Genomic DNA, 24,491 nt, shown 5'->3' with positions numbered 1-24,491 from the left:
TGCCGTACGCCGGTCAGTCGCCCGCTGTGGGGGAGACCGGCTCGGCCACGCCCTCGGGGACGCGGGTGTCCGGGGCCGGGGCGGTGGCCGTGGTGGCACCGCCCGTGTCGCCGGCCGCGGAGGAGGCGGCGGACGCCGGCAGGGCGAGGGTGAGCGGCGTGGCCGCCGGCGTCGTCCAGCCGGACCGGTCGCCCGCGTAGGCCTCGCCGAAGGCGGAGCCGGCCCGGGTGGTGCCCTCGGGCATCGTCGCGGGGACCGCCACTCCCGCCGGGCTCTCGACGGTGACGGTGTCGCCGACGCGGTAGGCGGTGACCTGGCCGTCGCGCACGGCGGCCCGCCAGGCGGCGCGCCGCTTCAGCTCGCCGCCGATGTCCTTCATCCGCAGGTTCACCACCGGGGTGTTCGCCGCGAACAGCGCGTCGTAGCCGCCCAGCACGCCGTCCAGGACCGGGTAGGCGATGCGGTCCTCGGCCAGGTTCGACTGGTGGATGAAGTGCGGCTTGGGGTCGTTGGCGAGGACGTGACCGAGGGCGATCTGCCGCTCCAGGGGCACGATGTGCCCGGTGTAGCCGGTGGCCGTGTCGAGCGGTGCGGACAGGCAGGTGGTGGTGGCCGGGTTGTCCTCGCAGATGCCGCTGCCGCCCTGGGCGCGGCTGGTGTAGATCCAGTTGTACTCGTCCACCTGCTCGGCGGCCCGGCCCGCGTTGTAGAAGACGTTCATCGGGTAGCGGGGGACGGTCGTGGCGGGGCCGACCTGCCGCTGGTCGGGCTCGCGGGAGTTGTCCGAGGCCAGCCAGGTGATGCCGTTGTCGGCCAGGGCGAGCGCCAGGTTGGGGTTGTCGGCCGGCTGCTGCGGCAGCACCCGCAGCCCGGAGTGCTCGCCGGTGACCAGCTCGTCGTCGTCCAGCGGCAGCCCGGCGAGGTCGCCCCAGACGCGGTTGGCGGCGATCTCGTCGGAGACCTCGTTCCGGCTGACCCACCGGGTGCTGCCGTCCGCGTTCGTGGCGCACCGCCACGGCACCACCGTGGTGTCCTGTGCGCAGCCGAGGAAGGCGTGCGTGTAGGTGTGGTTGATCCAGCGGAAGGCGTCGCGTTCGGCGACGAGCTTGTCGGCCAGCGGGTCGGCGCCGTTGTTGTCCTCGCGGTGGTCGACGCTGCCGGCGCCGTTGTAGGCGAAGTCGAGGGTGAAGCCGTGCTCGCGCTGCCAGGCGACGGCGTGGTCGACGTCGGCGGGGGTCATGCGGATCGGGTCCGGGGTGGCGTTCGGGTCGGTGCAGTCCACGTCGCCGGGTGTGCAGTTGAGCGTGGAGTTCCAGCGGTCGTCGGCCGCGAACACGTCGTCGACGTGCACGGCGAAGTAGTTGCGGGAGGCGCCCAGGTGGATCCCGCCGGTCATCCATTCGACGATGCCGCGGGCCAGCAGCCGGAACTGCTGCTGGTACTGGTTGTAGACGAAGGTGACGACGAGTTCGCGCCGCCCGTCGTGCCGGTACTCGCCCACCAGCGAGCCCCGCTTGGCCGTACCGGGGATCGGCGCGTCGACGTACGGGGTGAAGTCGGCGCCGGCCACCGGAGTCGACAGGTAGGCGTAACTCTCGCCGACGGATGGGGAGTTGTCCTCGAAGGGCACCGGTCCGTCGAGGTAGCCGAAGGCGCCCGCGCGGCCGGCGTCGGTGACCCGCGCCTGCACGCCGTCGACGCTGCCGGAGTAGCCGCCGTAGACCGGGTACTGGAGCCCGGCCTCGGGGCGGGCGTAGGTGTACGCGTCCACCTGCGGGATGTCGTAGGCCTGCTCGTAGGCCACCAGCGCGGCCATCTCCGGGGAGTTCGCCGGGAACGGGTTGTCGCTGGGCAGGACGACGGCCTGGAACTTGGCGCGGCTGCGGCCGTCCACGGTGTCGGCGAGATAGCCGGCGTCGATCACGGGCCGGTCGGAGCGCGTGAGGTCGATCTCCGTGTACGGCGTTCCCGCGGTGTCCAGCTCGGCCGCGATGGCGTCGGTGGACGGGCCTCCGTCGCTCACCACGAGCACCCGCAGGTCGATACGGGGAGCCGGGGCGTCGGCGTGGGCCGCCGGGCCCGGCAGCGCCAGGGCGGCTATGAGCGCGCCCGCCGTGAGCAAGGTGGTGCGTATGGTCCGCTTCATGCGGTGCTGTCCCCTCCCAGGGCAGGGGTGAGTACTGCTCCGCGGAGCGGACGCACCCCCTCGCGTGACGCCGGCTTCCCCCTCAGAGACCAGTCGTCGACGCATCCGTCGCGTCAAATAGTGAGGTGCTTGTGTGGCTTTCGTGGTCCTAGTGCGAAACCTGACGGAAAAACGCAGGTGCACGGCAGGCGGCCGTCCGGGCCGGGTCGCCGGTCGAACGGTCTGCCGGGGCCGCCGGTCCGCACCCCGCTCGGGGGGCTTCCGTCCAGGTAGGAGGCGGAATGCGGAGCACCGGCGGACCACTGGGGCCCGCCGGTGGGGCTGTCATTGGTGTAAACCAGCCTGCCGGTCTTCGCTGCGCCGGTTTCTGGTCACCGATCGGCCCGTCGCCGGTCCGTCAGGAGCAGAGGACGCGGGTCTCGGGCGTGAAGACCGGGCCGCCGCTGACGCTCGTGCTGTCGCTGAACTCGGCGTAGAAGTACGAGTAGAAGCCGATGTTCCCGTTGCAGCCGGAGTCGGGGGCGACCTGGAGCGTCAGCGTCACGGTCCGGCTCTGGCCGGGCGGGACGGTGGCGCCGTAGTTGGTGCCGAGGTTGGCGGGGCCGGTGCCGGAACAGGGGGTGCTGCCGGAGGCCGTGGCCAGGGTGCAGCCGGTGAAGGAGTACTTCAGGTCGGGCCGCTGGGTGGTCAGCCACGTGGGGTCGATCGTCTGGTACACGAACCACAGGTCGTACGTCTTGTTGTTCGTCAGCGTCATCGACAGGTTCACCGTGCCACCCGGCGTGGTGGTGGCGGCGTCGGTGGTGAACGTCAGTTGCGCGGGGGCCGGGTCGGCCGCGCTCGCGGCCGGGGCCAGCCCGAACAGGGCGAGGACGAGGGCGAGGGCGGCAGTGAGACCGAGGCGTCTCATCAAGGGTGATCGCATGGCCCGGGAGGCTAGGCATGCCGCGAGCGCGACGTCTGCCCCCGGATCGGCGCCGCATTTCGCGAACGTCCGAAAGTGCGCCTCACGTGAAGACCGTGCGAGGAAAGCGTGACGGGCGGCCGGGGATCGTATACACCCCTGGTGAAGCCGGTGCGACGAACCGGGGCGGCGCCGCGGTCGACCTCGGAGCCGGGCGGCCGGTCGGCGGCGCCTATTGGCGCGTACCGGTTGTTCCACCGACCGTGACAGGCCGGTCGCGCCCTGTTTCCGGCGGTCACTCTCGGCCATCAGGCGCATTCCGGACCGGTGACCCCGGCCGGCGGCCGAATACGCGTCCCACCTGCGGAGGAGGCACACGAGGGGCGGTCCGACGTTTGGAATCCCGCCAGCGCGGGACTGCTGAGTGCGCGGGGATTGGAGGCTTCGGCTGATGGCGACCGTCGGTGTCGAAGAGGAATACCTGCTGGTCGATCCGGTGACGGGCCGGCTCGCTCCCTACGCGGAGAAAGTCCGCGCTGCGGCCGGGCTGGAGCCCTTCGTGACCTCCCGGGAGATCCAGTCGGAGCTTTTGCAGGCGCAGGTCGAGGTGGCCACACCCGTCTGCGCCACGCTGGAGGAGGTCGGCGGCCATCTGCTGCGACTGCGGCACGCCGTGGGCGGCGCGGCCGAGGCGCACGGCTGCCGGATCATCGCCAGCGGAACCCCGCTGCGCCGGGAGGACGCGCCCGTACCGGTCACCGAGCAGACCCGGTACAAGGCCATGCAACGCCAGGCGCCGCAGCTCGTGGCGGAACAGATGGTCAACGGCATGCACGTCCATGTCTCCGTTCCCGACCGGCGGGTCGGCGTGCAGGTCCAGAACCGGCTCCGGCTGTGGCTGCCGACGCTGACCGGCATGGCGGCCAACTCCCCGCTGTGGGAGGCCCACGACACCGGCTTCGCCAGCTGGCGCACCGTCGTCTTCGACCGCTGGCCGGTCAGCGGCCTCCCGCCGCACTTCGCCGACGAGCACGACTACGAGGAACGGATCCAGCGGCTCCTGGTCACCGGCGTCATCAGCGACGTCGGGCAGGTCTACTGGCAGGTCCGGCTCTCGGAGCGGTACCCGACCGTGGAGGTGCGCTGCACGGACGTGCAGCTGCGCACGGACGACGCGGTGATGTTCGCCGGGCTGATCCGGGCCCTCGTCGACACCGCCGTCGCCGAACTGGCGGCCGGGGTGCCGGTGGTGGAACCGGGCCCGGAACTGCTGCGGGTGGCGATGTGGCAGGCCGCCCGGCACGGGCTGAGCGGCGACCTCATCGGCCGGGACGGCCGGCGCCGGCGGGCCGGCGACGTGGTGTGCGGGCTCCTGGAGCACGTCGCTCCGGCGCTGGAGGCGACCGGGAACAGCCGCGAGGTCACCGCGCTGGTCCACCGCCTCCTCCAGGAGGGAACCGGAGCCGACCGCCAACGCCAGAGCCTCGCGCAAGGCGGCCTCGCGGCGGTCCTCGCGATGATCATCGAGGCGAGCGGGATGCCGTGAGCGGCGCCGGCGCGATGCCGGCGAAGGGCTCTGGGCGGTGTTCGGCCGCGACACCGTGTGGCCGGCCCGAGCCGCCGCTCTCGTCGCCCCACCTGAGTCCGGGGTGTTCAAAGACCCCGGGTCAGCCCTTCAGGTGGCGTTCCAGCCAGTCCGCCGCCGCGCGGCGGAACAGGCGGCGGTTGTCCGCGCGGAGGAAGTCGTGGCCCTCGTTGCGCAGGGTGAGCAGCTCCGCGAGCCGGCCGCGTTCCCGGGCCGCGCGCAGGAACTGCTCCGACTCGCGCGGCGGGACGTTGGTGTCGTGCTCGCCGTGGACGGCGAGCACCGGGACACGCAGCGCGTCGACGCGGCTCATCGGGGACAGCGAGCGCAGCAGCTCGCGGTCGCGTTCCGGGTGGCCGTACTTGTGGGCCGCCGACTGGGCGATCCACGGTTCGGTGCCCTCGAAGAACGTCGCGAAGTCCGACATGCCGCAGACCGCGACCCCGGTGCGGAACAGCTCCGGATGCCAGACCAGCGAGGCGAAGGTGAGGTAGCCGCCGTAGGAGCGGCCCATGACGGCCAGCCGTGACGGATCGGCGGGACCGGCCAGGACGGCGTGGGCGGCGCAGTCGGCGACGTCGTCGATCGCGGCGAACCGCCCCGTTCCCAGGTCCGCGTCGACGAACGACCGGCCGTGACCGGAGGAGCCCCGGACGTCGGGCGCGAAGATGTCGAGTCCGCGCCCGAGGATCTCGTGGTAGAGCGGGTTGAGGACGGGGCGTTCCTGTTCCTCGGGGCCTCCGTGCAGATGGATGACGCAGGGCGCCGGTTCCGCCGGGCCGCGTCCGGGCGCGCGGTAGTACCAGCCGTGCAGGGGGAGCCCGTCCCGTGCCGTCAGGCTCACCGGCACCGGCCGCACGGGCGGGCGGCCCGGCGGGACCGCGTCGGTGTCGCGCGACGACCACGGGGTGCGCAGCAGGGACACGCCCTCGGGTAGCCACCACACGCCGGGGCGGCGCTGCGATCCGGACAGGGCCAGCGCCAGTCGTCCCGTGCCGGCGGCCGTGACGCGGGTGACGACCTCGTGCGGCAGTGGGACGGGCCGTGGCGAGCCGATGACGTCCCCGGCCGTGTCGGGCGGGAGCGTGTCGACGATCTCCACCTCGCTCGCGCCCCGCACGTTCCACGCCAGGACGGCGGCGCGGCCGTCGTGGGCGAAGGCGAGCAGTTCGAGGTCGCTGCCCTCGCGTTCGGAGGCGACGGACCAGCCGCGCGGCTGTCCCTCGGCGTCGAGCGGGGCGGTGAGCAGCGCCGCGAACTCCCGGTAGGCGTTGCTGCGCAGCCAGAGGGCGTCCGCCTGGGGCGAGAACCGGCCGATCCACGGGTCGCCGTCGGCCACCGGCATCACACAGGTGGTGGTGAGGTCGCCGGTGCGGATGACCACCGCCTCGCGCCGCCCTCGGGGCCCGCGGCGGACCAGGGCCAGTCCGCCGTCGCGGCTGAGATCGCACACGCGCAGCGTCGCGGCGTCCGCCTCGGCGGCCAGCAGGACCGGCGCGGCCGCGCCGTCGGGGTCGATCAGGTAGGCCGACAGTCCGTCGCCGGAGCCCACCCGCGCGTCGGTGCGCCGGTCGCGCCGGTCCTCGGCGCCCGGGGCGTCGGCGGTCGGCGGCGGATACGGCGTCGCGAGGTCAGTCCCGGTGAGCGGCGACGCGCCGAGCAGCACGGCGTCCCCGTCGCGGCCCGACCAGCCGGCCGGCAGCGGACCGGCGTACCTGGGCTGTTCGAGGGGACCGGAGTCGGCCGCGACGTCCTGCCCGCCACCGGCACCGCCGAGGACGCCGAACATGTTCGACAGGCCGGAGCCGGCGGGTGCGGCCGCCGGGACGGCGACGGTGACCGCGACGGCCGATCCGTCGTGCGCCCAGCAGCCCAGGTAGGCGGAGCTGCCCGGCTCGGCCCCGGCCAGGATGTGCCGGTCGGTGCCGTCGGGGCGTACGCACAGCACCCGTGTGTGTTCGCCGCCGCCGGGAGCCGTGGTGTAGGCGATCCAGCGCCCGTCGGGCGACCAGGCGACCTCCCGTACGGGATCGGGTTCGGCGTCGAGCAGCCGTACGTCCGCGCCGTCCACGGGACCCGCCCACAGCTGCGGTACGCCGCCCCGGTCGCAGATGAAGGCCACCTGCGCCCCGGAGGGGTCGGCCGAGGGGTACCAGCAGCCGTGGGCGGTGAGCCGTGTCGTGGCCTCGCGCGGACCGGAGGCGTCCGGCAACTGGACCGGGGCGGGCGCGGGGAAGGCGGCGGGCGACGCGGAAGCACGGCTCTCCGCGCGGCCGACGCCGGTACCGCCGAGGTCGCCGATGCCGCCCGCGCCGCCGAGGTCGCCGATGCCGCCCGTGCGGTCGCCGCCGCCCGAGCTGTCCCCGCCGGCCACGCCGCCCGCCTCGGTCGTGCCGTCCGCGTCCGGGACGGCAGCCGGGCCCGTGGCGCCGGTGTCGTGGTGGGCGCGTCCGTCGATCAGACGCCGTGTGTCTGCAGCCATATCTCCAGCAATGCCACCTGCCACAGCGTGTTCGCGCCACGCCGGGTGCGGTGTCGATCGGGTGCCGCCAGCAGCTTCTCGATGTAGGCGTCCTCGAAGAGCCCGCGCCGCTTCGCCTCCGGCGCGTTCAGCGCCTCGCGCACGCGGTCCAGGACGGGCCCCGCCATATGGGTGATCGCCGGGACCGGGAAGTACCCCTTGGGCCGGTCGACCACCGCGTGCGGCAGGAGCTTGCGGCCCGCCTCCTTGAGGACGCCCTTGCCGCCGTCGGCCAGCTTCAGGTCCGGCGGGCAGGCGGCGGCCAGCTCCACCAGTTCGTGGTCCAGGAACGGCACCCGGGCCTCGAGACCCCAGTCCATGGTCATGTTGTCGACCCGCTTCACCGGGTCGTCCACGAGCATGACGTGCGTGTCGAGCCGCAGCGCGGCGTCGAGCGCGGTCTCGGCCCCGGGCACCGCCATGTGCTCCCGCACGAACCGTCCGGAGACGTCGTCCGGCGGCAGCATGTGCGGCTGCAGCATCTCCGCGAGCTCGGCGTGCGACCGGTCGAAGTAGGTGTCGGCGTACCGCTCGGGCTCCTCCTCGCGGGCGACCTCGGCGAGCCGCGGATACCAGTGGTAGCCGGCGAACACCTCGTCGGCGCCCTGCCCGCTCTGCACGACCTTCACCTCCTTGGCCACCTGCTCCGACAGCAGATGGAAGGCGACGACGTCGTGGCTGATCATCGGCTCGCTCATCGCCGCGATCGCTCCGTCGAGCGCCGTCGACACCCGCTCGGAGGGGACCATCAGCTGGTGGTGGTCGGTGGCGAACTCCCTGGCGACGAGGTCGGAGTACTCGAACTCGTCGCCGTCGGTGCCGCCTTCGGAGGCGAAGCCCACGCTGAACGTGGCCAGGTCCCGCTGGCCCTCGTCGGCCAGCAGCGCCACGATCAGGCTGGAGTCCAGACCGCCCGAGAGCAGGACGCCCACGGGCACGTCGGCGACCATCCGCCGGCGTACGGCGGTGCGCAGCGCGTCGAGCACCGCGTCACGCCACTCACTCGCGCTCATGTCCGCGTACTCCGGGCGGCGCGTGTACGACGGCTGCCAGTAGCGGTGCTCGTGGCGGCGGCCGTCCGGCTCGACGACCCACACCGTGGCCGGGGGCAGCTTGCGCACCCCGGACAGCACCGTGCGCGGTGCCGCCACCGTCGCGTGCCAGCTGAGGTACTGGTGGACCGCGACCGGATCGAGGGAGGTGTCCACCTCGCCGCCCGCGAGCAGCGCGGGAAGCGACGAGGCGAACCGCAGCCGGCCGGGGGAGTGCGTCACGTACAGCGGCTTGATGCCGAGCCGGTCGCGGCACAGGATCAGCCGGCCGGTGCGATGCTCGACCAGCGCGAAGGCGAACATGCCGTAGAAGCGCTCGACGCACGCCGTACCCCACTGCCGGTACGCCTTCAGCACGACCTCGGTGTCGGAGGTCGACACGAAGGTGTGGCCGAGGCCCCGCAGCTCCTCGCGCAGTTCCTTGTAGTTGTAGATGCAGCCGTTGAAGACGCCGGTGATGTCCTGCTCGGCGTCGGTCATCGGCTGCGCCCCGAGGTCCGACAGATCGATGATCTTCAGCCGCCGGTGCCCCAGCGCGGTCTGCCCGCGGGACCACAGTCCGCGGCCGTCGGGGCCCCGGGCGGCGAGCCGGTCGGTCATCCGCTCCACGGCCGCGAGATCCGGCTGCCCGCCGTCGAAGCGCATCTCCCCGCTCAGACCGCACATCGGGCGCCACCTCCCGGGTGGAAGGCTGCGATCCGGGGTGGGGAGGCCTGCGCGAGCCTGCCCGAAGGACCATGGGCGGAGCTGGTCGACATGGTGGTACTTCTCCTTCGGCAACGTGGGCGCCGGACGTACGGCGCGGCAAGTCGTGTCACTCGGAGTTCCCAGAGCCCCCGCGAATATTCGGTGGCCGGCAACCTGTATGCGGCCGGCAGCGCCCCATCGAACCCGCGCGATTCATGCGCACCGGTGGGAACCTGGCCATCATGAGCAAGACTGCGCTGATCGTCATCGACATGATCAACACGTACGACCACAAGGACGCCGAGCTGCTGCTCCCCACCGCGGAGACGGTGGTACCGGTCGTGGCCGGCCTGCTGGAACGGGCGCGCCGCAGCGGCATCCCCGTGATCTACGTCAACGACAACTTCGGCGAGTGGCGCTCGCACCACGGCGAACTCCTGGACCAGGCCCTGGCGGGCGCGCACGGGCACCTCGTGGAACCGCTGCGGCCCGACGACTCCTCGCTCTTCGTCGTCAAGGCCCGCCATTCGATCTTCTTCGAGACACCGCTGACGTACCTGCTCCATCAGCAGGGCATCGACCAGCTCGTGCTGTGCGGCCAGGTGACCGAGCAGTGCGTGCTCTACTCCTCGCTCGACGCCCACATCCGGCACTTCGACGTGATCGTCCCGAGGGACGCCGTCGCGCACATCCACGCCGACCTCGCGGCGGCGGCCCTGCGGATGATGGAGACCAACATGGGCGCGCGCGTCTGCGACAGCGCCGAGCTGTGGCAGTGACCGGCTCCGCGGGGGCTCCCCTCGGCCCTCAGCGCAGCCGCAGCCGAGCCGCCTTCTTCCACCGGGCGGGCACGCGCTCCTCCTCCAGCCGGGCGCCCGCGGCCTGTTCCCTGCCGTAGAGCAGGCCCCAGGTGAAGCCCGGCTCGCCCGCGTGGTGTGCCGCCAGGGCGTGCTCCCGCAGGGTCTGGCGGGCCACGACTCCGTCGTGGTGATCGCCCAGGGCCTTCTGGACGGCCTTGACGTGCTTGCGTGCCCGGTCCGCCTTGCCGCCCAGCGCCGGGCCCGCGGCCTCGGCCGCGTACCGCACCGTCTTGGCCGCCTTGCGGGCCTCGTGCAGGGCCGCGTCCCGCTCCGCCCCCGCCGGCTGCTCCAGCGCGTGCCGCATCCGGCGGGCGAACTTCGCGTGCGCCTTCTCCACGGCCTTGGCCATGACCTTCCTCGGCTTCTTCGCCGCCTTGGCGCGCAGCGGCGGACGGGCGACCAGGTCCTCCAGCGCGTCGAGGAGCGCCAGGTAGCGGGGGGAGCGCAGGGCGGCGAGCGTGCGGTCACGGGCGGCGGACTGCCGGGCGACACCCCAGGCACGCAGCCGCGCCTCGGCGGGCCCGAGGACCAGCTCGGGGGGCAGGTCGCGCAGGCCGGACCGCAGGCGTTCCAGGAGCACCTCCTGGTCGCGCTCCGCGCCCAGCTCGCCGGCCAGCCACTTCAGCTCGTCCCGCACCGGGTCCGTGGCCCGCCTGCCGAGGACGGAACGGTAGGCGCGCAGGCAGCTCCGCAGGCGCCGGCAGGTGGTCCGCATCGTATGGACGGCGTCGGGCAGCTCCCGTCGTACCGCCGGGTCCACGTCGACGAGCGCGCGCACGCGCTCGTCGAGGTACGCCAGGACCTGCTCACCGGCCGAGCCGGGCCGCACCGCGGACCGCGTCGGTGTGGGACGCGCCGCGTCCACGCCCGTGTCGGCCAGGGCCCGTGCCAGCTTGGACGACGCGCGCGCGGGCACGGCACCCGCCGCACGCAGCACCGCCTCGACGTCGTCCAGCACCGCGGCGTGCGCGGTGTCGGCGACCTCCACCTCCAGCTCCCGCCACCGGGCCTTCTCGCCGCCGGTGAGGAGGGGCTTGGCACGCACCGTGTCGACCGCGAGCTCGGCCAGGACCGTGCCCTCTTCGTCCACCAGATGCCGCAGCGTCCGGCTGGAACGAAGCCGTACCACCGGCACCAGAGGCGCCCCGCGGGTGCGCGACACCACGAGGTCGCGCAGCGAGTCGGGCAGATCGTCGGAGAGCGGTTCGCGTATCTCTTCCCGGCTGTCGCCGCCGAGCGGCAGCTTCAGGTGCCAGCCGGCGTCCGTGCCGCCGGTCCGCCGCCGCAGGGTGACCGAGCCGCGTGCGAGACGCAGGTCGTCGGTGTCGTAGTAGACCGCGTCCAGCTCCTGGGCGCCCTGGTCGACGACGGACGCGATCGCACCCGCACCGGTGAGCGACGGGAGCCAGGCGGTCTCGTCCGGCGAGGGCGCTTCGTACTTACGTTCCGTCTCCGGTATCGATCGGGTCATATAGTGCGCATTGACGCTGACCGCCCGCTCAAACCCGGATCGGCGGGTGGGTGTGGGGTGTGGGCGTGGAGGTGGGCCGGGGCGGTGCGGAGCCCGGGCCGTCCCTGCTCATCCGACGCCGTCGACCGGCAGCGCTGCCCACGGGCCCGCCGCCAGCCCCTCGCTCCAGGCCCGCAGGCACTCGTGGTTCACGCACACTATTCCGCACTGTGCGGCGTACTCCTCGGCCGGCGCGGTGAAGTCGCTGGTGGTGACGACGACGGCGACGTCCGCCTCGTGGACGGTGAAGCAGGTGCCGCCGAAGCGCTGGAGTTCCTGGGAGCCGACCTTGTTGTCGTCGCCGTAGCGCTTGCACTGGATGACGAGGCGCCGGCCGTCGGGAGTCGACGCCACCACGTCGGCACCCAGGTCGCCGGCGCCCCCCACGACCTCCACCCGCGAGCAGCCGTCCCGCACGCACAGATCGGCTATCGCCTGCTCGAACTCGTAGGGGTCGAGGCCGGCGTAATCGACGCCGGCGTAATCGACCCCGACATCGGCACCGGTGTGATCGACGCCCGCGAGGCCGAGGTCCGTGGGGCCGAGGACGGCGGTCGTCTCCAGCGCCCCGTCCCCGGCCACGGCCGTCGTCTCCGCTCCGGCCGGCCCCACGGCGACCGTCCCGGCGGCGGGGACTCGCACCGGACGCGTCCGCTCGGCCGGGGCGGCCGGCGTGGCCGGTGCGTCCGCGTCCAGGACGTCCAGCGCCGTCGCCGCGCCCTCCTCCAGCGCCTCGGTGGTCGCCCGCGCGAGCCGAGCCACCGACATGCGGCGCCGTCGGCGGTTCCGCCGCCAGGCCAGCGCCGCCGCGACACCGAGGAGAAGCAGGACGACGACCCACGCGGGACGCCGTTCCACGACGTCGAGGGCCGCACGGGCGACCAGTCCCAGGACGACCAGGATCACCGCGCTGAGACCGAAGAACATGGCGGTCGCCCGCAGGTCGAAGGGACGCTCGCGATACGGAAAGCGCCTACGGCGCTGGGGCACGGCCACCGACGTCATTCCTCCCTCGGGGAGCGGAGCGAAGATCACCTACGCCATGTGCCCGCGATCCCGGCGTTCACCGCCGAACGGGTGAACGCCGGGTGAGGGAGGGACGGGACCGGAGGGAGGAGGACCAGCGGGTTCAGTGCTGTGGAGCGGCCACCGAAGGGGCCGAGCCCGGCAGCGGACGCCCCGCCGACTCCGCCATCCGCCACACCGCGAAACCACCGATGACGGCCGCGGCCATCATGTAGTACGCGGGCATCATCATGTTGCCGGTCGCGCCGATCAGCGCCGTCACCACGAGCGGGGTCGTGCCGCCGAACACGGAGACGGAGACGTTGAAGCCGATCGACAGGGAGCCGTAGCGGACTCGGGTCGGGAACAGGGCCGGCAGCGCCGCGGGCATGGCGGCCGTGAAGCAGACCAGCAGCAGGCCCAGCGCGCCCATGCCCAGCGCCACCGCGAACAGACTGCCCTGGCGGATCAGCAGCAGAGCGGGGACGGACAGCAGCAGGAAGCCCGCACAGCCCGCCGCGATCACCGGCCGGCGGCCGACGCGGTCGGTCAGAGCACCGGCGAACGGCTGGACGATCATCATCAGCACCATCACGCCGAGCACCACGAGCAGCCCGTGGGTCTCGTCGTAGTGCAGCTCACTGGTCAGATAGCTCGGCATGTACGACAGGAGCATGTAGTCGGTGACGTTGAAGACCAGCACCAGACCGACGCACAGCAGCAGCGCCCTCCACTGGCCGGTCACCATCTCGCGCAGCGGCACCTTGGGCCGGGCGGACTCCGCCTTCTCGACCTCGGCCGCGAACGCGGGGGTCTCCTCCAGGCGCATCCGCAGGTAGAGGCCGATGATGCCCATGGGGCCCGCGATCAGGAACGGGATGCGCCAGCCCCACGACACCAGGTCGTCGGCCGACAGCAGCGCCGTCATCAGCGTGACCAGGCCCGCACCGCCGATGTACCCGGCGAGCGTGCCGAACTCCAGCCAGCTGCCGAGGAAGCCGCGCCGCTTGTCCGGGGCGTACTCCGCGATGAACGTGGACGCGCCCGCGTACTCGCCGCCGGTGGAGAAGCCCTGCACCAGCCTGGCGGCCAGCAGCAGGACGGGCGCGCCGACACCGATGGTCGCGTAGGACGGGATCAGGCCGATGGCGAACGTGCCCGCCGCCATCATGATCATGGTCACCGCGAGGACCTTCTGACGGCCGACGCGGTCACCGAGCGGGCCGAAGACCATGCCGCCGAGCGGACGGACGAGGAAGGCCGCGGCGAACGCGCCGAACGTCGACAGCAGCTGCGCGGTGGGGTTGCCGGAAGGGAAGAACACCTTGCCGAGGGTGACCGCGAGGTAGCTGTAGACACCGAAGTCGAACCATTCCATGGCGTTGCCGAGCGCCGCCGCCTTCACGGCGCGCCGGACGAGCGCGGGGTCGGTGACGGTGACGTCGGGGGTCTTCGTGAGGCGCGTCTGCGGCGCGGACGGGGGAGCGGCGACTGTGGCAGTCGACAAGACTTCGCTCGCCTACCTTTCGACGGGAACAGGGACGGGTCCGCGCGGCGGCGCTGTCGGCGGGCCGAAAAGCGACCATAGGTGCATTCGGCCTGCTCACGGGCCGTACACATATGCCTGCACAGTGCATCTAAATGCCGGATGTCCAGGCACGCCGGGCCGCCCCGGAGCCGTCCGTCCCGGATCTTCGTGTGAGCCATCTCGCGCTCACGCAGGCGTGCGGACGGGCCCGACCGGACCGTGCGACGGCCCGGCGGACCTCGTGCCTTCCCGCGTCCCGGCGGACCGGACCTCGTGTTCGCCCGCGGCCCGGTCGACCTCGTGTCTTCCCGCGGCCCGCCGGACCTCGTGTTCTCCCGCCTCCCGGCCCCGTCGTCAGCCGGCGACCGCCTTCACGGCGGCCAGATCCTCACCGGTCAGCTCGGCGACGCGGTGCGCCGGCACACCCGCCGCCAGCGCCCGGGTGAGCAGCGCCTCGCGGCCCTCCACACGGGAACGGTAGGCCAGCAGCTCCTCCTCCACCCGCGCGATGTTCCGCGGCGCGGCCTCATGGCGCACCCGGCTCAGCTCCTCCTCGCCCAGCGGCACGGGCAGCCGCTCGGCACCCTCGGGAATGGCCGCCGTCTCCTCCGGCGGCAGCAGCCGAAGCTCGGGAGACGTCGCGGTGACCCCCTGCGCGTCGAGCCATCCTCGTACCGCCGGGGTGTCCATGCAGGCCAGTTCCCCGACGGCCGCGGGCGGCACGCCCAGTGACGGGGTCGCGTCGGTCAGCAGGACGAGGTAGGCGTCATCGGTCATCCTCGGTTCCTCACGGGAGAGAGTCTTGGGTCCTGACGGCGTCCCGTATACCCGCCATCGCCCAGCTCACCGCCGCTTCCACCGGGCGGGCGCATCGCGCGGCACAAGCGTGGAAGAAGGGCACCATGACTTCTCTCACGTCCCAGCAGAACGCCGCCGACTTCTACGACTTCGAGGCCGCCCTGTCCGACGAGGAGCGCAAGGTCCTGCTCAGGACAAGGGCGTTCATGCGGGACGAGGTCCAGCCACTGGTGGCCGAGCAGTGGGCCGACGGCACCTTCCCCAAGGAGCTGATCGCCCGCTTCCGTGAGAGCGGCCTGGTCGGGCTGGCGTACGAGGGCTACGGCGAGCACGGCCCCGCCGCCAGTCATCTGCTGACCGGGATGATGGCGATGGAGATGAGCCGCGTGGACGCCTCGGTCGCCACCTTCTTCGGCGTCCACAACGGGCTGGCGATGTACGCGATCCACGCCGGCGGCGACCAGGAGCAGCGCGACCGCTGGCTGCCCGGCATGGCGAGGATGGACAGCGTCGGGGCGTTCGCGCTCACCGAACCGCTCGACGGCTCGGACATCGCGGCCGGCATGCGCACCACCGCCCGCCGCGACGGCGACACCTGGGTGCTCAACGGCGCCAAGCGCTGGATCGGCAACGCCACCTTCGCCGACCACATCGTCGTCTGGGCCCGGGACGTCGACGACGACCAGGTCAAGGGATTCGTCGTCGACAAGGGCACACCGGGCTTCACGGCCGAGAAGATCGGCCACAAGACGTCGCTGCGCATAGTCGAGAACGCGGACATCACCCTCACCGACGTCCGGGTCCCGGAGACCGACCGGCTCCAGAACGCCTCCTCGTTCCGCGACGTCGCCGAGATCCTGCGCGCCACCCGCAGCGGCGTCGCCTGGCAGGCCCTCGGCGTCATGATCGGCGCCTATGAACTGGCCCTGCGCTACACCGGTGAGAGGCAGCAGTTCGGCCGGCCGCTCGCGGGCTTCCAGCTCGTCCAGGACCTCCTGGTGAAGAGCCTCGGCAACATCACGGCGAGCTGGGGCATGCTGCTCCAGCTCGCCCGGCTCCAGGACGCCGGGGTGTTCCGCGACGAACACTCCTCCCTGGCCAAGGCGCACGTCACCGCCCGTATGCGTGAGGTGGTGGCCTGGGCGCGGGAGATCTTCGGGGGCAACGGCATCGTCCTGGACTACGACGTCGCACGCTTCTTCGCCGACGCGGAGGCCATCTACTCCTTCGAAGGCACCCGGGAGATGAACACGCTGATCGTCGGAAAGGCGATCACCGGACAGAGCGCCTTCGTCTGACGGACACCCGCCCTCACCCGGACGACGCGCCGGGCGGGCGCGGCCCGCTGCCGCGCTCTACGGTCGTAGTGCCTTGCGCAGGCAGGACCGGCAGGGCCGGGGCGGCCCCTGCACCGTGCGCCCTGGGAAGGGGCCGCCCACACTCACCTCGGCAGCGCGCGTCCCGACGCGCCCTCGTCCGCTCCGGTCCCCGGCCCGCCGTGCGCGATCCGTGTCAGATCGGCCGCCAGCGACTCCAGCCACGAGACGGTCGCGTAGTACCGCCGCGGCGCTCCCGGTGGCTCGGCGCCGAACTCCGCGAAGTGCGCGCTGACCCGCGGCACCGACGCGGCCGGAGTGTCCGCGCCGGGGTCCAGCGCCGCCGACACCAGCAGCATCCGCCCGGCCACGCGCTCCCCGAGCCCGCCGACCGAGTCGGCCGCCGCCGGGGACGGCTCACCGAACGGCGGGGTCAGCAGCCGTTCGGAGCCCCACAGGGTGTGGTGACCGGCGATCAGCACCGCCTGCCAGTCCACTCCGGGCAGCGGCGGCCGGCGGCCCGCGCCTCCGAAGCGCGCCGGCTCGCTCTGCAACTGCGCGTAGGCGGACTCCGCGAGGACGACCGCGCGACGCAGTGACCGGTGGCCGGGCGTCACCGACGGAACGGCCGCCGCCGCGCCGCCCGCCACCGAGGCGGTCGTGGCGACCACGATCTCCGCCGCCCTGCGCAGGAGTTCCGCCGCGCAGTGGCGCAGCTCCTCATGTGCGCCGCGAGGCCACGCCAGCACACCGAAGACGGCGCCGATCGCACTGCCGATCAGCACGTCCAGCATCCTGACCTCCGCCAGCTGCCAGGTCGGCGGCGCCAGCTGCGCGAAGACGAGCGCCACCAGCACGGTGAACATCCCCTGCGCCCAGCCGACCCCCCGCACCGGCCCGACCGTGAAGGCGACCAGCATCCACAAGGGCAGCACCACGGCGTAGACGACGGTGTCGGTGCCCACCAGGGTCAGCGTCCCGGCGGTCAACAGGGCCCCGGCCAACGTGCCCGCCAGCGCCACGCGGATGGTGTGCCAGGTCTCGTCCAGGGTGGTCCTGGTGAGGGTGAGGGTCGCCAGCATGGCCCAGAAGCCGTGCGGCAGCGTGTCCACGCCCGCCACCAGCCGGGCCGCCGTCAGCGCCAGCGCGATGCGCACCGCGTTCTGGAACAGCACCGACCTGTGCCCGGCATGGCCGCGGACCCGGTGCCACCACAGGACCGGGGCCCACGCCGTCGCGTACCAGAAGCGACCCGGCGCGACCTCCACCGCGGCATGCCGGCCCCGCACGGCCCGATCGGCCGCCGCGCCCATGGCCAGCGCGGCGTCGGCGACCTCCAGCACGGCGGCGTGCTCACGCAGCACGGCGGGCGGGAACCCGGCGCCGGGGGAGGAGCCGTCGGGCGTGGCCGGCGAGGCATGGCCGGACGGGCCCGGCGCGGCGGCGGCGGACCTTGCGGAGGAAGACGCTGCAGAGGAAGGCGCTGCAGAGGAAGGCGTTGCAGGGAAGGGCGTTGCAGGGAAAGGCGTGGCAGAGGTGGACGTGGCAGAGGAAGCGGACAGCGCGGGCAGCGCCGACAGGCGTGCGCGGGCCGCGAGCAGTGCCTCGTACGGCGCGACCGGCGACGACCCGGTGCTCAGGCAGCTCGCGGTCGCCGTCGCCAGCTCCGCCACCGCGCGCAGCACGGCCGTCACCTCGGGCGCCGGTTCGCGCGGCGGGGCGGGCAGCCGCGCCAGGCGGCTCAGCAGGGTGCGGGTGGCGAGGCCGGTGTGGGCGAGGGCGCGGTCGCGTACGCCCGGCCCGGCGGGACGTTCGGCGTCGGGAACGGTCAGCGGCCGCAGCGCCTGACCGGCCCCTCCGGCAGCCGCCGTGTCCGCGTCGGTCAGGGTGTACGGCGGTACGGCGAGGCGTCTCGCGCAGTGCGCGGCGGTCCGCGCGGCCCGGGCGCCGCGCTCCCGGTAGGTGGGCGGGGCGGGCTCTTCGAGGATCAGCGCCTCGGCGGCGACGAGCAGGAGCAGCCCGGCTGTCGTCCCGATCAGCCGGTCGCCGAGCGAGCCGGGGTCGTAGGGAGGGAAGGACGGCAGGATGTAGAGGAGTTGGAGGCCCGGCGCCACCCCTGCCGGGCGCGGGCCGCCGACGGCGGCGAAGGCCAGCGCGAAACCGACGACCAGCATGCCGGCCGCCGCGCTCCAGGTGCGCACCGACAGCTGGGTGCCGACCACCACCAGGAGCCAGCACACCGGCAGCGACCGCAGCATGATCCCGGCTCGTCGGCGCCCGGTGCCGGGGATCCTGGACAGTCCGCCGAGCGCCACCGCGGTGAAGAGGGCGTAGGTGGCGGCGACGGGGCGGTCGAGCCCGTAGCGGAAGACGTAGAAGGCGAGGACGGCGACCAGCGACACGCGCACGGCCCGGCGGCCCGAGGCGGCGTAGGCCGCCGGGATCCACCCGACCGGGACACCCCTCACCCCTTCAGGATCACCCACCACAGCCCGCCCGGCACCTGCCGGACCGGCCCCCGACCGTCCCGCCGGCCGTGCTCGCGCCCCTGACCGCCACCGCCCGCGCGTCCGCCGCTCGCGCGTCCGCCGCTCGCGCGTCCGCCGTCAGCGGCGACGGCCCCGAGCAGCCCAGCCGCTGCCGATCCCCGCGACGTGCAGGGCGAGCAGGGCGAGGCCGATCAGCATGAAGTTGGTCGAGGTGAAGACGTCGTTGGTCGAGATGTCCGCGGCATTGATCAGGAAGGATATGAAAAACAGGACCGCAGCGATGATGGCCAGCACGGTGTGCCTCCTTGGGATTCGGATCGGCTGTTGCTTGCCGTGTCTGGCCGTATGCCCCCGCGGGGACCGTGAACACGGGGCCCGTGCCGTCCGGCTCGTACAGTGGAGGGACGGGATCTCCTCCCGTGCCTCCCGGCACCTCCCCGCACCTTCCGCACCGGAGCGCTCATGCACCACTCGTCCACCACCCCGGACGACGACTCCGGCGCGCTGTTCGGCCTCGACGCCCTCGGCCCGGAGCCGACCCCGGCCGGCTCGGGCCCGTCCTTCCGTGACTCGGACACGGCCCGCCGCCTGCTGCGCGTACGCCAGATCTACGCCGAACCCGCGGCCGCCGCCTCCCCGCGCGGCCGGCAGATCATCGCCCGCTTCCCCGAGGCGGAGGTCGTCACGGTCGACTCCCACTGGCGCATCCCCGGCCTGCACGGCAACGAGGGCAACGTCGAGCGCTGGGTCCGGGTGAAGGGCGAGACGCTGGTCCTCGGCGAGAAGAAGACGCTCGCCACCCGTCCCAACGGCCGCTCCGCCGACTGGATCGCCCCCGGCCCCTCCAACGGCTGCGCCATGGCCTGCGCCTACTGCTACGTGCCGCGGCGCAAGGGATACGCCAACCCGATCACCGTCTTCACCAACATCGACCGGATCCTCGCCCATGTCGCCCGGCACATCGCCCGGCAGGGACCCAAGACCGAGCCCAACCAGTGCGACGCCGAGGCGTGGGTGTACGACATCGGCGAGAACGGCGACTGCTCGGTGGACGCCCTGATCTGCGACAACACCGCGGACTTCGTCCACGCCTTCCGGCAGTGGCCCACCGCGAAGGCGTCCTTCGCCACCAAGTTCGTCAACCCCGACCTGCTCACCCTCGACCCGCGCGGCCGGACCCGGATCCGGTTCTCGCTGATGCCGCCGGACGACTCGCGGCTGCTGGACATCCGCACGTCACCCGTCGCCGAGCGGATCGCCGCCGCGGCGGACTTCCTGGACGCCGGTTACGAGGTGCACTTCAACCTCTCCCCGGTGGTCGTCCGTCCCGGCTGGCAGGACGCCTGGGCGGAGTTGCTGAGGCATCTCGACGACGTCCTGCCGTCCCGGGTGAAGGAACAGGCCGCCGCCGAGGTCATCATGCTCACGCACAACCAGGAGCTGCACGAGGTGAACCTCCGGTGGCATCCCCGCGCCGAGGAGGTCCTGTGGCGGCCGGACCTCCAGCAGGCCAAGCGCTCCGAGAACGGCGCGCTCAACGTCCGCTACGGCAACGGGGTCAAGGCGGAGGCGGTTGAGGCGCTGCGGTCCCTGATCCGCCGGCACGCGCCGTGGCTGCGCGTCCGGTACGCCTTCTGAGCCGGGTAAGGGCACCCTAACTCTCGGATATGGTTCAGTGTGCAACCAACCAGCGGACGCACACACCACGGGAGCCGGCCTTGCCGCACACGATCGACACCGCCGACGAGCGGCCGGGCCGCCACACCGGCGAGGGCTGGGTCGAACTCGGCTCCCGCGCCGAACTGCGCGAGCTGCTGGGCGAACCGTGGCCCATCGTGATCGACAAGGTCCACGACCGGCTCACCGACGAGGACCTGGACATCCTGGCCCGCTCGCCCTTCTGTCTGCTGGCCACCGCCGACGCGAGCGGCAACTGCGACGTCTCACCGCGCGGCGACGCCCCCGGCTTCACCCACGTCCTCGACCGCGGCACCCTCGCCCTGCCGGACCGGCCCGGCAACCGGCGCGGCGACAGCTTCCACAACATCCTCGACAACCCGCACGCCGGCCTGCTCTACCTGATCCCCGGCAGCAAGCAGGTGCTGCGCGTCAACGGGCGGGCCCGCATCCTCACCGACGCGCCCTTCTTCGACGCGCTGGCCCGCGACGGCCACCGTCCCGGCCTCGCCCTGGTCCTGGACATCGACGGGATCTACCTGCACTGCCCGCAGTCCCTGAACCGCTCCGGGCTGTGGAAGCCCCGGCTCGGGCAGGCGGGGGCGAGCTGACCCGAGCGGGGCCGGAACGCCGCTCACCCTCGCGCCTTCACACGTCGCGCGGGCCCGGCCGCCACACTTGGCGGACCGTGGCATCCACCCGCGCACGAAGGGAACCCGCCCGTCCATGCACATCGACCTCACAGGACGCACCGCACTGGTCACCGGCTCCACCCAGGGCATCGGCGCGGCCATCGCCGTGGCCCTCGCACGGGCCGGGGCCCGCGTCGGCGTCAACGGCCGTGACGAGCGGCGGCTGGCCGACAGCGTCGAGTCGCTGGGCGCGAAGGCTCCCGGTGCCGAGCTGGTGCCCGTGGCCGCCGACATCACGAGCGACGAAGGCGCGGCCCGGGTCGCCGAGGTGCTGCCGCGGGTGGACATCCTCGTCAACAACCTCGGTGTCTTCGGCGCCGCCGACCCGCTGGAGATCACCGACGCCGAGTGGCGGCGCTACTTCGAGGTGAACGTCCTCGCCGCGGTACGGCTCACCCGGCTCTACCTGCCGGGCATGGTCGAACGCGGCTGGGGGCGCGTCCAGTACATCGCCAGCGACTCGGCGGTCGTCATCCCCGCCGAGATGATCCACTACGGGATGTCCAAGACGGCCCTGCTCGCGGTCAGCCGCGGCTTCGCCAAGCGGGCGGCGGGGACCGGAGTGACGGTGAACTCCGTCATCGCCGGGCCCACGCACACCGGCGGCGTCGAGGACTTCGTGTACGAACTCGTCGACCGTGACCTGCCCTGGGACGAGGCGCAGCGCGCGTTCATGCGCGAGCACCGCCCGCAGTCCCTGCTCCAGCGGCTGATCGAGCCGGAGGAGATCGCCCACATGGTCGTCTACCTCAGCTCCGATCAGGCCTCGGCCACGACCGGGGGAGCGCTTCGGGTCGACGGCGGGTACGTCGACTCGATCCTTCCGTGAGCCGGCTCGTGGCACCCTGGCGGCCACGCGTCCCGTCGGCCGGTCGCTTCGGCCGCTCAGCCGCCCAGACCGAAGAAGCGGGCCGCGTGGTACGGCCCGCAGATCGAGTCGTGGCCCTCGCCGACGGCGCCGGCGCCTGCGCCGGCCGGGCCGCGGACCCGCCCGTGCGACGGGATCGGCAGGATGACCGGTGGGCCCCACCGGCCGGACCCACCGCGCGGACCGAGCGGGCGCCCGGTGCCGCCTAGGGCACGCCCAGCTCGAACAGCGCGTACCCCGCGTACGACCCGGAGGCCAGCGCAGCCACGCCCAGCAGGGTGACCAGTGACGGCCGGGTGAGCCGGCGCAGGCCGACCGCGACGGGGACGAAGAGCGGGAAGAGCGGGAGCAGATAGCGCGAGACGTTGGCGAAGTACTGCTGGGTGCCCATCACCATGGTGAAGGAGACGACCGTGTAGACGACGAGGACCGCGGGCGGCCGCAGTTGCAGCAGCAGCACGGTCAGCACCGGTACCAGCAGCACCACGCCCACCCCGATCAGATCCGGGAACGGCATCGCGAAGAGGTAGTCGAAGTGGCCCACCGGCACCGAGGTGAGCACGTCGACGGTGTGCCGGCCGTAGTCGAACTTGTGGGCCCAGGCGCCGTCCTGGAGCTTGGAGTAGCCGTTCCAGTCGTCCATGCGGTGGCCGACCCAGGCGAGGTAGCCGAACAGGCCCAGCGGTGAGATCGCCACCGCGACGAGCGGGCGGCCCACCCCGTCCTGGCGGCGGCGCACGGCGAGCAGCGCGGCGACGGTCAGGGCGGCGATCAGCGCCACGGCGGTGGGCCGGCTGAGCCCGGCCGTGAAGGTCAGGATCCCGGCGGTGAGCCAGCGGCGGGTCATCACGGCGTAGCAGGCCCAGGCGGCGAGGGCCACGTAGAGGGACTCGGAGTACACCGACCACTCGGCCCCCGAGCCGGGCCAGACCGCCCACAGACCGACCGCGATCAGCCCGGCCCGGTGCCCGGCGAGCCGGGCGGTGACCGCGTGGACGCCCAGCGCCGCCACGAAGGACGTCAGGACCGAGACGGTGAGACCCGCCCCGAACGGGCCGAGGCCGGTGCACTCGGACACCAGCCGCATCAGCGCCGGGTACAGCGGGAAGAACGCCGCCGAGTTGCCCTGGAGCGTGATCAGTCCGGTGGCACCGGGGACCGGTTCGAGCGCGGGGTCGTAACCGTGCAGGACGATCTGCTGGTACCACCAGCCGTCCCAGCTGCCGAGCACGTCCCAGACGTGCGCCCCGCCGCCGAACCGCGGATGCTTCTCGCGGAAGTCGCCCGCCGAGTCCAGCAGGTACAGGAAGACGGCGAAGCCCATCAGCTTCAGCACGCCGTAGGTCGCGAGCACCGGACCGTGCCGCGCGACGGCGCGGCGCAGGCGCCGGCGCAGGTCCGGGGGATGGTGGAGCCGGCCGGACAGGTCGTCGGCGGCGGGGACCGGGCCGGCCGCGGGTACGGGTGCCGGTGCGGGGGCGGTGGTCATGAGGTCGTCGGTCCTGTCGTACGGGAGTGGTGGCGGGCGGGGAAGACCCAGGCCCGCAGGAGCAGGAAGCGCAGCAGCGTCGCGGCCAGGTTGGCGGCGATCAGCACGGCCAGCTCGACCCGCCGTCCGTGCGTGGGTGCGAGGTGGTGCAGCAGGGCGAGCGAACCGCTGGTGAGGGCCAGCCCGAACAGGAAGGTGGTCAGGCCCTTGAGGTGGTGGCGCACGGCACCGGACCGGCCCCGGATGCCGAAGGTGAGGCGGCGGTTGGCGGCGGTGTTGGCGAGCGTGCCGGCCAGCAGGGCGAGCGCGTTGGCGGCCTGGGCCCCGGCCACCGGCCGGAGCGCGCTGTACAGCAGCAGATGGAAGAGGGTGCTGGCGACGCCGACGGCGGCGAAGCGGAGCACCTGCGGGAGCAGGCCGGGCGGCAGCTCGGGGCCGCCGTCGAGGTCCTCGCCGCGGTGCAGCGCGCTCAGCGGCAGCCGGCCGCCGGCCAGGGCCCGCCCGAGCCGGGCTATGCCCCGCAGATCGGCCAGTGCCGTGGACAGGATCCGCACCCGGCTGTCGGGATCGTCCACCCAGTCCACCGGCACCTCGTGGATCCGCAGCCCGGCGCGCTCGGCGATCACCAGCAACTCGGTGTCGAAGAACCACGCCTGGTCCTCCACCAGGGGCAGCAGCCGCTCGGCCACGTCCCGCCGTACCGCCTTGAAGCCGCACTGCGCGTCGGAGAACCTGACGGCGAGCGTGCCGCGCAGCAGGGTGTTGTAGCCGCGGGAGATGAACTCCCGCTTGGGCCCCCGCACCACGCGCGAGCCGCGTGCCAGCCGGGTGCCGATGGCGATGTCCGAGTGGCCCGAGACGAGCGGCGCGACCAGGGGCAGCAGGGCCGCGAGGTCGGTGGACAGGTCCACGTCCAGATAGGCCAGCACCGGTGCGGTGGAGCGCGACCAGGCGGCGTGCAGGGCCCGCCCGCGCCCCTTCTCCGCCAGCCGGATCCACTCGGTGTCGGGCAGTTCCGCGACCAGCCGGGCGGCGATCCGCGGGGTCCGGTCGGTGCTGGCGTTGTCCGCGATGGTGATGCGGAAGGAGTACGGAAAGGTTTCCACGAGATGGGCGTGTAGGCGCCGGACGCACGGCTCCAGGTCGTCCTCCTCGTTGAACACCGGGACGACCACGTCCAGAAGGGGGTCCGGATGGTGCGTGGGCAGCGGTGCGCGGCGCGGCAGCGCGGCCAAGGGCGGCGCCGGGGACTGCGCTGTCGGGTGGGCGGTGCGGGCCGACCGCCTCAGGGTTCTCATGGCTGGTTCACAGTCTCTTTCCCGCCCAAGGCATGCCGAGGGCGCCCACGTTCGGTCGGTGACGGG

General features: G+C 73.1%; 18 protein-coding genes. 6 read left to right on the top strand and 12 right to left on the bottom strand.

The genetic code is table 11. The annotated features are described in order from the left end of the window. Positions 1-13: 13 nt before the first annotated feature. A complete protein-coding gene (locus tag ABT232_RS23250) occupies positions 14-2,146 on the bottom strand; it encodes a hypothetical protein (RefSeq protein ID WP_351842904.1) in 2,133 nt (710 codons plus the stop codon). 397 nt (positions 2,147-2,543) lie between these two features. Further along, positions 2,544-3,071 carry a hypothetical protein gene (locus ABT232_RS23245; RefSeq protein WP_351842902.1) on the bottom strand — a complete coding sequence of 176 codons (528 nt, stop codon included), beginning with the start codon at positions 3,069-3,071 and terminating at the stop codon, positions 2,544-2,546. A gap of 430 nt (positions 3,072-3,501) precedes the next feature. On the opposite strand from ABT232_RS23245, the gene ABT232_RS23240 reads away from it, so the two are divergent. Beyond that, positions 3,502-4,596 (top strand): carboxylate-amine ligase, encoded by a 1,095-nt coding sequence (locus ABT232_RS23240; protein WP_351842900.1) that lies wholly within the window; start codon positions 3,502-3,504, stop codon positions 4,594-4,596. Between the two features lie 121 nt (positions 4,597-4,717). On the opposite strand, the gene ABT232_RS23235 is transcribed toward ABT232_RS23240, so the two are convergent. Beyond that, positions 4,718-7,117, bottom strand: a complete 2,400-nt coding sequence (locus ABT232_RS23235; RefSeq protein ID WP_351842898.1) for a S9 family peptidase — start codon at positions 7,115-7,117, stop codon at positions 4,718-4,720. Next, complete coding sequence (locus ABT232_RS23230) at positions 7,093-8,874, bottom strand: N-acetylglutaminylglutamine amidotransferase (RefSeq protein ID WP_351842896.1); 1,782 nt, start codon at positions 8,872-8,874, stop codon at positions 7,093-7,095. The genes ABT232_RS23235 and ABT232_RS23230 overlap by 25 nt, the downstream gene beginning before the upstream one ends. A 263-nt stretch (positions 8,875-9,137) precedes the next feature. On the opposite strand from ABT232_RS23230, the gene ABT232_RS23225 reads away from it, so the two are divergent. Beyond that, a complete protein-coding gene (locus ABT232_RS23225) occupies positions 9,138-9,674 on the top strand; it encodes a cysteine hydrolase family protein (protein WP_351842894.1) in 537 nt (178 codons plus the stop codon). Between the two features lie 28 nt (positions 9,675-9,702). Here ABT232_RS23225 and ABT232_RS23220 read toward each other — a convergent pair whose 3' ends face one another. The 4 genes from ABT232_RS23220 to ABT232_RS23205 form a co-directional block, all read right to left on the bottom strand. Further along, entirely contained in the window at positions 9,703-11,226 is a 1,524-nt protein-coding gene (locus tag ABT232_RS23220) for a CYTH and CHAD domain-containing protein (protein ID WP_351842892.1), read from the bottom strand. A gap of 108 nt (positions 11,227-11,334) precedes the next feature. Then, positions 11,335-12,270, bottom strand: coding sequence for a restriction endonuclease (locus ABT232_RS23215; RefSeq protein ID WP_351842890.1), 936 nt, complete (start codon positions 12,268-12,270; stop codon positions 11,335-11,337). A 124-nt stretch (positions 12,271-12,394) separates the two neighbouring features. After that, positions 12,395-13,777: a glycine betaine/L-proline transporter ProP gene (gene proP / locus ABT232_RS23210; protein WP_351842888.1), complete on the bottom strand. Its 1,383-nt coding sequence runs from the start codon at positions 13,775-13,777 to the stop codon at positions 12,395-12,397. Between the two features lie 375 nt (positions 13,778-14,152). Beyond that, a complete protein-coding gene (locus ABT232_RS23205; protein WP_351842886.1) occupies positions 14,153-14,575 on the bottom strand; it encodes a DUF6003 family protein in 423 nt (140 codons plus the stop codon). Between the two features lie 125 nt (positions 14,576-14,700). On the opposite strand from ABT232_RS23205, the gene ABT232_RS23200 reads away from it, so the two are divergent. Then, complete coding sequence (locus tag ABT232_RS23200) at positions 14,701-15,894, top strand: acyl-CoA dehydrogenase family protein (RefSeq protein ID WP_351842884.1); 1,194 nt, start codon at positions 14,701-14,703, stop codon at positions 15,892-15,894. Between the two features lie 143 nt (positions 15,895-16,037). Here the strand turns inward: ABT232_RS23200 and ABT232_RS23195 are convergent, their stop codons facing one another. Next, positions 16,038-18,380, bottom strand: a complete 2,343-nt coding sequence (locus ABT232_RS23195; protein WP_351842882.1) for an FUSC family protein — start codon at positions 18,378-18,380, stop codon at positions 16,038-16,040. 138 nt (positions 18,381-18,518) lie between these two features. Then, positions 18,519-18,695, bottom strand: a complete 177-nt coding sequence (locus tag ABT232_RS23190; protein WP_351842880.1) for a hypothetical protein — start codon at positions 18,693-18,695, stop codon at positions 18,519-18,521. Positions 18,696-18,863: 168 nt separating this feature from the next. Here ABT232_RS23190 and ABT232_RS23185 point away from each other — a divergent pair, with 168 nt between their 5' ends. The 3 genes from ABT232_RS23185 to ABT232_RS23175 all read left to right on the top strand — a co-directional run bounded on the left by ABT232_RS23185 (position 18,864) and on the right by ABT232_RS23175 (position 21,599). Further along, positions 18,864-20,039 (top strand): spore photoproduct lyase family protein, encoded by a 1,176-nt coding sequence (locus tag ABT232_RS23185; protein ID WP_351842878.1) that lies wholly within the window; start codon positions 18,864-18,866, stop codon positions 20,037-20,039. Positions 20,040-20,119: 80 nt separating this feature from the next. Next, a complete protein-coding gene (locus ABT232_RS23180; protein ID WP_351842876.1) occupies positions 20,120-20,689 on the top strand; it encodes an MSMEG_1061 family FMN-dependent PPOX-type flavoprotein in 570 nt (189 codons plus the stop codon). 115 nt (positions 20,690-20,804) lie between these two features. Next, the gene (locus ABT232_RS23175; RefSeq protein ID WP_351842874.1) at positions 20,805-21,599 is read left to right on the top strand and encodes an SDR family NAD(P)-dependent oxidoreductase; all 795 of its coding nucleotides are present in this window, start codon (positions 20,805-20,807) and stop codon (positions 21,597-21,599) included. A 244-nt stretch (positions 21,600-21,843) separates the two neighbouring features. On the opposite strand, the gene ABT232_RS23170 is transcribed toward ABT232_RS23175, so the two are convergent. Together ABT232_RS23170 and ABT232_RS23165 are read right to left on the bottom strand one after the other, a co-directional pair. Beyond that, complete coding sequence (locus ABT232_RS23170) at positions 21,844-23,127, bottom strand: putative hexosyltransferase (protein WP_351842872.1); 1,284 nt, start codon at positions 23,125-23,127, stop codon at positions 21,844-21,846. Then, positions 23,124-24,425, bottom strand: a complete 1,302-nt coding sequence (locus ABT232_RS23165) for a bifunctional glycosyltransferase family 2/GtrA family protein (protein WP_351842870.1) — start codon at positions 24,423-24,425, stop codon at positions 23,124-23,126. The genes ABT232_RS23170 and ABT232_RS23165 overlap by 4 nt, the downstream gene beginning before the upstream one ends. Positions 24,426-24,491 lie beyond the last annotated feature (66 nt).

It is taken from the genome of Streptomyces sp. NPDC001532, assembly GCF_040298625.1.
Lineage (GTDB): Bacteria > Actinomycetota > Actinomycetes > Streptomycetales > Streptomycetaceae > Streptomyces.
This window is presented reverse-complemented; position numbering and strand designations above follow the sequence as displayed.

Coding starts and splice junctions, on each gene's coding strand:
- ABT232_RS23250 (WP_351842904.1), bottom strand. CDS start 2,146: ATGAAGCGGACCATACGCACCACCTTGCTCACGGCGGGCGCGCTCATA.
- ABT232_RS23245 (WP_351842902.1), bottom strand. CDS start 3,071: ATGCGATCACCCTTGATGAGACGCCTCGGTCTCACTGCCGCCCTCGCC.
- ABT232_RS23240 (WP_351842900.1), top strand. CDS start 3,502: ATGGCGACCGTCGGTGTCGAAGAGGAATACCTGCTGGTCGATCCGGTG.
- ABT232_RS23235 (WP_351842898.1), bottom strand. CDS start 7,117: ATGGCTGCAGACACACGGCGTCTGATCGACGGACGCGCCCACCACGAC.
- ABT232_RS23230 (WP_351842896.1), bottom strand. CDS start 8,874: ATGTGCGGTCTGAGCGGGGAGATGCGCTTCGACGGCGGGCAGCCGGAT.
- ABT232_RS23225 (WP_351842894.1), top strand. CDS start 9,138: ATGAGCAAGACTGCGCTGATCGTCATCGACATGATCAACACGTACGAC.
- ABT232_RS23220 (WP_351842892.1), bottom strand. CDS start 11,226: ATGACCCGATCGATACCGGAGACGGAACGTAAGTACGAAGCGCCCTCG.
- ABT232_RS23215 (WP_351842890.1), bottom strand. CDS start 12,270: ATGACGTCGGTGGCCGTGCCCCAGCGCCGTAGGCGCTTTCCGTATCGC.
- ABT232_RS23205 (WP_351842886.1), bottom strand. CDS start 14,575: ATGACCGATGACGCCTACCTCGTCCTGCTGACCGACGCGACCCCGTCA.
- ABT232_RS23200 (WP_351842884.1), top strand. CDS start 14,701: ATGACTTCTCTCACGTCCCAGCAGAACGCCGCCGACTTCTACGACTTC.
- ABT232_RS23185 (WP_351842878.1), top strand. CDS start 18,864: ATGCACCACTCGTCCACCACCCCGGACGACGACTCCGGCGCGCTGTTC.
- ABT232_RS23175 (WP_351842874.1), top strand. CDS start 20,805: ATGCACATCGACCTCACAGGACGCACCGCACTGGTCACCGGCTCCACC.
- ABT232_RS23170 (WP_351842872.1), bottom strand. CDS start 23,127: ATGACCACCGCCCCCGCACCGGCACCCGTACCCGCGGCCGGCCCGGTC.
- ABT232_RS23165 (WP_351842870.1), bottom strand. CDS start 24,425: ATGAGAACCCTGAGGCGGTCGGCCCGCACCGCCCACCCGACAGCGCAG.